Source organism: Streptomyces ziwulingensis, from assembly GCF_039542605.1.
GTDB classification, from domain to species: Bacteria; Actinomycetota; Actinomycetes; order Streptomycetales; family Streptomycetaceae; genus Streptomyces; species Streptomyces ziwulingensis.
In genome coordinates, this window is record NZ_BAABIG010000086.1 from 1 (window position 1) to 8,575 (window position 8,575).

Annotated in this window: 7 protein-coding genes and 1 pseudogene; all 8 read right to left on the bottom strand. The window is 73.2% G+C overall.

Annotation, left to right across the window (positions count from 1 at the left end; all coding sequences use genetic code 11):
• A pseudogene (locus tag ABEB00_RS32530) lies at nucleotides 1–241 on the bottom strand (zinc ribbon domain-containing protein); the annotation flags it as partial.
• On the bottom strand, nucleotides 238–747 hold the full coding sequence (locus ABEB00_RS32535; protein ID WP_345624297.1) for a phage tail protein: 510 nt from the start codon (nucleotides 745–747) through the stop codon (nucleotides 238–240). The pseudogene ABEB00_RS32530 and the gene ABEB00_RS32535, both read right to left, overlap by 4 nt.
• Before the next feature lie 59 nt (nucleotides 748–806).
• On the bottom strand, nucleotides 807–2,765 hold the full coding sequence (locus ABEB00_RS32540; protein ID WP_345624291.1) for a putative baseplate assembly protein: 1,959 nt from the start codon (nucleotides 2,763–2,765) through the stop codon (nucleotides 807–809).
• Nucleotides 2,765–3,235, bottom strand: coding sequence for a GPW/gp25 family protein (locus tag ABEB00_RS32545; protein WP_345624292.1), 471 nt, complete (start codon nucleotides 3,233–3,235; stop codon nucleotides 2,765–2,767). Before ABEB00_RS32545 ends, ABEB00_RS32540 begins: the two co-directional genes overlap by 1 nt.
• A gap of 61 nt (nucleotides 3,236–3,296) precedes the next feature.
• Nucleotides 3,297–5,207 carry a VgrG-related protein gene (locus ABEB00_RS32550; RefSeq protein ID WP_345624293.1) on the bottom strand — a complete coding sequence of 637 codons (1,911 nt, stop codon included), beginning with the start codon at nucleotides 5,205–5,207 and terminating at the stop codon, nucleotides 3,297–3,299.
• On the bottom strand, nucleotides 5,207–5,929 hold the full coding sequence (locus ABEB00_RS32555; protein WP_345624294.1) for a CIS tube protein: 723 nt from the start codon (nucleotides 5,927–5,929) through the stop codon (nucleotides 5,207–5,209). Before ABEB00_RS32555 ends, ABEB00_RS32550 begins: the two co-directional genes overlap by 1 nt.
• 28 nt (nucleotides 5,930–5,957) lie before the next feature.
• A complete protein-coding gene (locus ABEB00_RS32560) occupies nucleotides 5,958–6,380 on the bottom strand; it encodes a phage tail protein (RefSeq protein ID WP_345624295.1) in 423 nt (140 codons plus the stop codon).
• A 78-nt stretch (nucleotides 6,381–6,458) separates the two neighbouring features.
• A partial coding sequence (locus tag ABEB00_RS32565; RefSeq protein WP_345624296.1) for a hypothetical protein occupies nucleotides 6,459–8,575 on the bottom strand: 2,117 nt, incomplete at its 5' end.

Genomic DNA, 8,575 nt, shown 5'->3' on the forward strand with positions numbered 1-8,575 from the left:
GGGGTGTGGGTGGGGTGTCGTCGCCGGTTCGCTGGTGGGGCATGGCGGGGGTGTCCGCGGTGTCGGGGCCGGGGGCCACGACGGTGGCGGCCGGGGCGGGGGTGCCGGTGGCGGTGGTGGCCGTCGTGGTGGCCGGGCGGGGGCGGGTGGTGTCCCAGCTCAGTACGGAGCCGCAGGCGTCGCAGAACGACTGGCCCGGTTCCGCGCGGGTGCCGCACTCGGCGCAGTTCTGCGTGGTCATCTCTCCGGGGTCCTTTCGGAGGCGGTCACCTTGACGGTGTAGGGCATGTGGGCGGGGCGGGCGGCGGCGACGAGGGTGTCGAGGCGGTGGGTGTCGGCGTGGCTGGGGTTCGGCAGCCGGAGGGTGACGTGGAGGTGGGGGCGCGGTGTGCCGGGGAAGGGGCCGAGGGGGCGGGCGTTCCAGTCGGCGCCGCCGCTTTCGGTGATCTCGGGTTCGACGCCGAAGGCGAGGTGGACGGCTTCGGAGAGGCCGCGTCGGGTGCCGCGGACGCGGTGCAGGCGGGCGGCGGCGGCGACGGCGGTGCGCAGTCGGTCCTCGGGCTCGGTGCCGTCGGTCTCGGCGCCGATCCAGGTGCCGAGCCACTGGGCGAAGTCGAGGGGGGTGAGGGCGGGGTCGAAGTAGGTGTCGAGGCAGTCGAGGACGTTGAGGATCGGGGCGATGACGTCGTCGAGTCCGCCGACGAAGCGTTGGGCGAGGTCGTCGTCGGCGAAGACGGCGGGGAGCATGCTGCCGATGGGGAGGGAGGAGCCGAGTCCGTCGATGGAGCCCCGGTGGGTGGTGGCCGTCACGCGCCGTCTCCGATCACTCGGACGCGGTGGTCGAAGGAGAAGACGAGGGAGGGCGGTTCGAGGTCGATGCGGTCGGTGGGGTCGCCGCGTTTGCCGGTGAGGGGGTCGGCGGGGTGGAGGACGACTTCGTCGACGAGTTCGACGCCGGGGACGCGTTGGAGGACGGCGAAGACTTCGCCGGTCTGTACGGGGCGGCCGAAGGGCCAGCCTTTGCCGTCGGTGCCGCCGGTGAGGGGGTCGAGGTGGCGGTAGAGGGCGTCGTGGACCTGGCGGCGTACGCGGTCGGTGTCGACGCCGCGGAAGGCGTGGACGGTGGCGACGACGGTGACGCCCTGGTAGTAGGGCGGGCCGACGGCGAGGCGGGTGCCGATGAGGCGGCGTTCGTCGAGGTGGCGGGTGATGCGGTCGAGGAGGGCGTCGCCGGGGACGAGTTGTTCGAAGCGGAGTCGGCCGCCGGGGTCGGGGACGGCCTGGGGGACGACGAGGACGCGGACGGCGTAGGAGCCGTGTTCGCCTTCTTTGCCTTCGAGGCAGGTGATGCGGGCGGTCTCGGGGGCGGCGCGGCGGGCGAGTTCTTCGTAGTCGCGCAGGGTGACGGCGCGTTCTTGGGCGCGCAGGGTGATGGGTGCGCGGAGTTTGGCCTCTTCTACGGTTTCGCCGTCGACGCCGCCGCGGGCGGCTTCGCGGTTGTTGACCTCGGAGACGTAGGGGATGGAGGTGCGCAGTACTTGTACGGTGCCGCGGGCGACGTTGCCGGCGCGGCCGCCGCCGGTGCGGTAGCGGCGGGCGCGGATGACGGCGCCTTTGGGGGCGACGGTGCCGTACTGGCGGAGGGTGCCGTCGGGTTCGCGGACGGCGGGGCCGAAGGCGATCTCTCCGGTGGCGGCGTCGAGGGTGATGTGGTGGTCGTCGGGGCGGGAGGCGGAGAAGTGGGGGACGACGTGCCAGTCCTGCCAGCCGTCGTCGGCGGCGGTCTGGAGGAGGACGGGCGGGTCGCCGGCCACGACGGGTGCGTGGGCGAGGCGGAGTCGTTGGCCGGGCAGTCCGGTGGATTCGCCGAGGGCTTCGTCGTGGACGGTCTCGGCGTGGACGGTGCCGGTGGTGCCGCCGATGGTGTAGGCCTCGGCGGAGCGGATGGTGGGTGAGGTGGTGTAGAAGGGCTGGCCGGGCAGGGGTTCGGTGACCCGGCAGCGTATCCAGCCTGCTTCGTGGCCGCCGTTGCGGGAGAGGACGTGGCCGCCGGGGATGTGCAGCACGATGTCGCCGGGGCGGTTGAGGCCGCCGGTGCCGTCCTGGTCGACTTCGCAGTCCTGCCAGCCGTCTTCGGTCCAGGCTTCCCAGACGAGGGGGGGCTGGCGGGGGTCGACGCCGACGCCGTCGACGCGGCTGTCGAGTTCGAGGGCGAGAGCGCAGTGCGGGACGGCGGCGGTGAGGCCGATGAGCATGCAGTCGTCGGGTTGCGGTGCTTCGGCGAAGCACAGCAGGTCCTTGCCCTCGGTCAGGTCGGTGGTGCGGTCGGTGACGGGTTCGCCGCGGTGTTGCACCACGAGGTGGCTGAGGGTGCAGGAGATGATGGTGAGGTCGTGTTCGGTGGCGAAGACGACGGCTTCGTCCCGGTCGGTGCGCAGGGTGGCGACCTCGGTGCCCTCGGAGACGAGGATGGGCTCCTCCTGTGGGGCGGAGAGCCAGAAGGTGACGTCGGTGCGGGCGGCGGAGGGCGGGAAGAGGGTGATGCCGACCAGGTCGAGGAAGGCGAGGTGGTTCTTCTCGGGGACCCGGTTGAGGCGGTAGACGATCTGGTCGGCCATGTGGGCGACGGTTTCGACGAGGGTGACGCCGGGGTCGGAGACGTTGTGGTCGGTCCACTCGGGGGCGCGTTGCTGGATGTAGCGCTTGGCGTCGTCGACGAACTGCTGGAAGCGGCGGTCGTCGAGGTTGGGGGAGGGCAGGGACATCAGCGGTCGCTTTCGGGTGAGCCCGGGTGGCCGGCGGGGCCGGTGGAGGAGCCGGGTGCGCCGGGTCCTCCTGGCTCGTCGTGGGAGGGGATGACGTAGAACGGGAAGACGAGGCTGCGCGGGTTGTTGGTGCCGCGGATGGAGTAGCGGACGTCGATGTAGAGGACGCTCTGGTCGGTGCCGGAGGAGACCTCGACCTCTTCGACCTCGATGCGGGGTTCCCAGCGGTCGAGGCTGACGTGGACCTCGTGCTGGATGCGGCCGGCGGTCTGTTCGTTGACCGGGGCGAAGACGAGGTCGTGGATGGCGCAGCCGAACTCGGGGCGCATGGGGCGTTCGCCGGGGGCGGTGGCCAGGACGAGCCGGATGGCTTCTTCGATCTCGCGTTCTCCGCTGACCAGGGCGATGCCGCCGGTGGGGCCGATGCGCAGGGGGAAGGCCCAGCCGGAGCCGACGAATTGTTCGGCCATCAGGGGGCCTCCTGCCTTGTGGTGTGGCCGGCGGGTCCGGGGTGCCGGTGCGGTCGTCGGGTCATCCGAACGGGTACTTGATGGTGTTGACGAAGAAGGCGCCGATGAGGTCGAGCTTGATGGCCTTGATGTTGACGTTGGCGACGGAGGTGATCGTCACCATTCCGGTGGCGGTGAGCGAGGCGGCGCCGGTCGCGGACATGAGCAGGGACCCCATCGCGCTGACGTTGACCGTGCCGGCCAGGGATTTGAGGTTGACCAGTCCTCTGCCTTCGAGGAGGAGCGGTCCGCCGCTCTTGACCGTCACCGACCGGCGTCCCTCCAGGGTGAGGTCCATGCCGGCCTCCACCGACACCGAGCGGCTGCCGGTGATGCTGACCGAGCCCTTGCTGTCGACGGTGATCTCGGTCTTGGTGCGGTCGAGGTTGATGATGAGCTTGTCGTTGCCGCTGGCGATGCGGACGCCCTGTTTGCGCATGCCGGTCTGTTGGCTGAGCAGGTCGACGCGGTTGCCCTTGCGGTCGGAGAGGGTGTGCCGGGTGGCCTGTTTCTTCAGGCCGTCGTGCAGGGGTACGTCGTTGACCTTGGTGGGCAGGTCGCGGCCGTTGTAGAGGCCGCCGATGACGAAGGGGTGGTCCAGTGCGCCGCGGTCGAAGGCGACGAGTACCTCGTCGCCGACGTCCATGGGGAAGACGCCGCCGCCGCCTTTGCCGCCGAGTTGGACGCCGCGGGCCCAGTCGCTGACGTAGGCGTCGTCCAGCCAGGGGAACTGGAGTTTGACGCGGCCTTGTTTCAGTGGGTCCGCCACGTCGGTGACGATGGCGTTGGCGACGCTGGGCAGTCGGGGGCTGCCGCTGTCGGAGTTGCCGCCGCCGGAGGCCAGTCCGTACAGGGAGCGCCACTGGCGCCCGGTGACGTTGACCCAGGACTCGTAGTGCTTGCCGTCGCCGAAGACGTGGCGTACGGAGGTGACGGTGTACTTGCCTTCGAAGGGTTTGCCGACGTCGGCGAGGGCGACGGGTACGCCGGGTCGCAGGTCGGGGTTGCCGCGGACGGCGACTTCGAGTTCGGCGAAGGAGGAGGTGACGTCGGCGGCGAGGGCCTCGGCGGCGTACCGGACCTCGTCCTGTTTGTCGTAGGGGGTGCTGGTCTCGACGAGTTTGGCGGCCTTGAACTTGCCGGCGGCCTCGCCGGGGGTGGAGCCGATGCTGATGCCGGGGTCGGTCCTGGCGGGCGCGTTCTCGACGATCTTCTTCTTGGTGGTGACGTTCCAGCCACGTGATTCGACCGAGCCGACCTGGTCGGCGGCGGTGACGGCGGCGCGCAGGCGCAGGATGTCGTGGCCGGCCTGGAGGACGAAGGCGCTCTTGTCGCCGTCCGTCCTGGGGGAGGGGGCGCCCGCGGACGGCATGGGGGTGACGAACCGGAACTTTCCCTTGGCGTCGAGGGACATCACCATGTTGTTCTCGTCGGCGAGCCGGGAGAGGAAGTCCCAGTCGGTGACGTTGGGCTGGCTGATGAAGGCGTAGGCGCCCTTGGTCGGCTGGATCCGGCCGATGGGGACGCCGTCCATGCCGGCGAGTTTGCGGGCGATGTCGGAGGCCTTCTGGTTGCGGTAGGCGGCGACGCGGCGCTGGCGCATCAGGCGGTGTCCGAAGTCGTAGCCGCGGATGACGGTGAAGCTGCCGGTGCCGTCGTAGTCGGCTTCCATGCCGGTGACTTCGCCGGTCAGCAGTGGTTTGCCGACACCTTGGCCGTCGGCCACCGGGGTGAGGACCACGCGGGTGCCGAACTTGACGTTCAGTTCGCCGAGGACCAGGTGGTAGGGGTCGCGGAAGGTGAGCCGGAACGCGGCGGGGACGCCGGCGCCCTGGTCGACCCAGCCCTCGACGAGCATCGGGGCGATCTCGGGGGGCAGTTTCGCGCCACCGATGGTCACCTGCATGATGCTGGAGAACGCGGTCTGCACCATCAGTGACGCACCTCTTCGGCGGCCGGCAGCACCAGTTCGGTGCCGGAGGGCAGCGTGGCGGGGTCGTCGATGTCGTTGGCCTCGGCGATCGCGCGCCAGGCGGTGGCGTTGCCGTACTCGCGCCAGGCCAGTGACTGGAGCGAGTCGCCGGCGACGACGCGGTGGACGCGCTGGGCGGTGAGGGCGCCGGAGGTCGGGTTCTGGCCCTTGGTCTTGCCGGGGATCTCGTGCAACTGCACCTGGCAGGTGGCCCGGATGGGGACGCCGGTGGTGCCGAAGAGGGTGTAGGACGCCTCGATGGAGCTGACGTACGCGGTGAACCGGGCGGTGGAGAACGATCCCCACTGGAAGACCACCCAGGGCGGTGAGGGCTGGTCGGCGGCGATGCTCTTGGCGGTCACCTCGCAGCAGCCCAGCAGTGATTCCACCTTTTTCAGCACGGTGTTGCCGGTGGGTTTGGTGGAGGAGTCGAGGAAGATCTCCAGGGTCATCTCGCGCGGCTCGGCGCCCATGAACTCCGGCTTGGAGCCGTCCCGTACGGCCGCGGTCGGGGTCGCCTTCCACTGGGCGCGCTGGCTGAGGGAGAGCTGTGCGGGGTTGAACTCGAAGCTGAACGTCCGCATGAGCGCGCCGGGTGTGGTGCTGGTGCCGACCGGGGGTTCGTGGATGGCGAGGCTGGCGCGTACGAGACTCTTGCCGGCGCCCTTGCCGCTGCTTGCCATGGGTCTTCCTTCCTGCTTTCCGGCGCCGTCAGTCCGTGAAGCCGTGGTGGGTGATCTCCAGGACCTCGGTGGCCACGGCCGGGCTTGAGGGGTCGAGGGTGGGTCCCTGCCAGCTCACGGGCAGTACGTCGATCAGTCCCCAGCGGGCGACGAGTGACCCGTCCGCGCGCAGGGCGGAGATCTGTGCGGTGGGCCGCTTGATCCCGGTCTGGACGGAGGAGATCCACTTGGCGACCTTGGCGGTGTCCGGGGTGATGGGGCGGGTCAGCCGGATGTTGGAGAAGGAGACGCGGGTGGGCAGTTGCCACACGAACCCGTTGTTGCCGCCCTCCTGGCGCTGCTCGATCTCCACCTGGGACGACAGGCCCTCGCACCCGTTGAAGTAACCGAGGCTCTCGCCGTCGATGGCGAGGCTGAAGAAAACCGTGGAGCCCGGATCCTGGCGGGACATCGGGGGTGGGCCTTTCTGTCGGGTGCGGCGGGTGCGGCGGGTTCGTCGTGTTCGTCGGGGCGCGTGCGGGCGGGCCGGTCAGTGGCGGGGGTCGCGGAGTCTGCCGATCCGTTCGCGGTCCATGCGCAGTTCGGTGCGGACGAGCCGGGTGACGCGGCCGATGATCCGGTGCACCAGTTCGTCGAGCTGGAAGTCGGTCAGCTCGCGCGGGTCGAATCCGCCGGCCGGGACCGCCGTGTACCCGGGCGGCGGGTCGGCCTGGGCCGAGGTGGCGCTCGCCGAGTACGGGGGCGGGTTGCCGGGCGGCGACGCGCCGTGGGACTGCGCCGGGGTGTACGGGGGCGGCGGCGAGGCGGCCGGGGTCCTGCTGGGGGATCGCAGGTGGCTCAGGGTGGAGGACACGGTGGCCGCCGCGGCGGCGGCGAGCGCACCGGTGGTACGGGCACGGCGGCCGAAGGCGAAGGCGCGCTGGACGGGGGGACCGGCGGGTGCGGCGGGTCCGGTGGTGGCGGCGCCGGCCGCCGCGTCCGGGGCGGTCGCCGTCACCGTCGCCGGTGCGCCGACCGGGTGCGGCCGGGCGGCGGGGGGCGGTGTGAGGGGAGCCACCGGGAGCGGGGCCCTGGTGGCGGTCGCGCCGGGCGGCGCGGGACGACGCAGGGGTACGGCCTTGGCGGGCGCGGACCGGGGGGCGAAGGCGCGTTGGACGGTGGGAGCGCCGGGGGTGGTGACGCCCAGGGTGCCGGTGCCGGTGCCGGTGCCGGTGCCGGTGCTGATGGTGGGGCGCGGGGGCGGGGGCGGGAGCGGGGCCGGGAGGGGGAAGGCCGGGACCGGGGCGGTGGCCCGCTGGACCGGCGGGGACGTAACGCCGCCGGTGCCGGGGGTGTGGGGGGCCGGTGCCGGGGGCTGTGCGGCGAGTGACGTGGTGTCGGCCGGTGGTGTGGTCAGGGGGGCGCCGAGCGGGGAGCGGCGCGGGGCCGCCGGTGCCGGGGTGGGTGCCGGGTGCGGGTGCTCGGTGGCGGGGGGTGTCGCGGTCGGGCGTACGGCGGGGGCCGGCCTGGACGCGGTGGGGGCACCGAGACCCGGGCGGGGCGTGGTGGCGCTGCGCTGCACCTGGGGGCGGGCCGGAGCAGGGCCGGCCGGCTTCTCGGCGTCCGGCCGGGAGAGGGGTACGGCGGCCGGTCCGACGAACGTGGAGACCGCCCGCTGGACGGTGGGCGTCGTGGGGCGGGCCGGGGTGTCGCGGTCGGCGCCGGGAGTGTGCGGTGCGTGCGGTGCGTGCGGTGCCTGGGCCGGCCGGTCCGTGGAGCGCTGTACCGGGGACGGTGCCGTGCGCGGGGGCGCGGTGGAGGGGCCGGTGGGCGCGGGCGGTGTGCTGCCCGGGAGTGTCGGGGCGGGGGTGGTGTGGGCGTCGTGGGCCCGGCGGACCGGCGTGGGCGGTGCGGGCGGTGCGGTCTTCGGTTGGCCGGGGGGCGTCGCCTGCCGCTGGACCGGGGGCTGGGCGCCGGCCGCGGCGGCGATGGCGGGGCCGCGGCGGGCGGCGGGGGACGGCGGGGACCGCTGAGCCTCGGCCGCGGTGCTGGTGCTGGTGCTGGTGGTGGTGGGGGATGCGGCGGTGCGGGAAGCGGTGGGGCCGGGGGCGCCCGGGTGGGGTCCGCCGGTCGCGGGCCTGGTTGACGGCAGGTCGCCGCCGCCGGGCGTGGCGGGCGCCGACGCTCGCTGCACCGGCGGGAGCCCGGGTGCGGAGGTGGGCCGGGCCGGGGTGCGGGGCGCGGGGCTGAGGGGGGCGGTGGGGGCGTTGCGCGGGGGGACGGCCCGTTGGACCGGGGCGCCGGTCGGCTGGGTGCCGCCGACCGGGGGTGCCGGTCGGCGGGCGGATGGGGTGGCCTCTGAGGACGGCGACGACGACCGGGAGGGCGACGCGGACGGTGACGGTGACGGTGACGGCGACCGCGGTGTGCGGTCGGCGCGCGGGGTGCCGGTGGCGGCGGGGGACTGCGAGGCCGCTCGCTGTACTGGAGGGAGGTCGTCGGTCGCGCCGGCCACCGGGGTGGTGCGGGGCGTGCCGGTGGCGGACGGGGGCACCGCTCGCCGCACCGGCGTGCCGGTCGCCGCGTCGTGGCCCGTGGTGGAGGGGACGGCGCGCAGGGGCGCGCCGAGGCCGGGCTGTGGAGTGGTGCGCTGTACCGGCGTGCCCG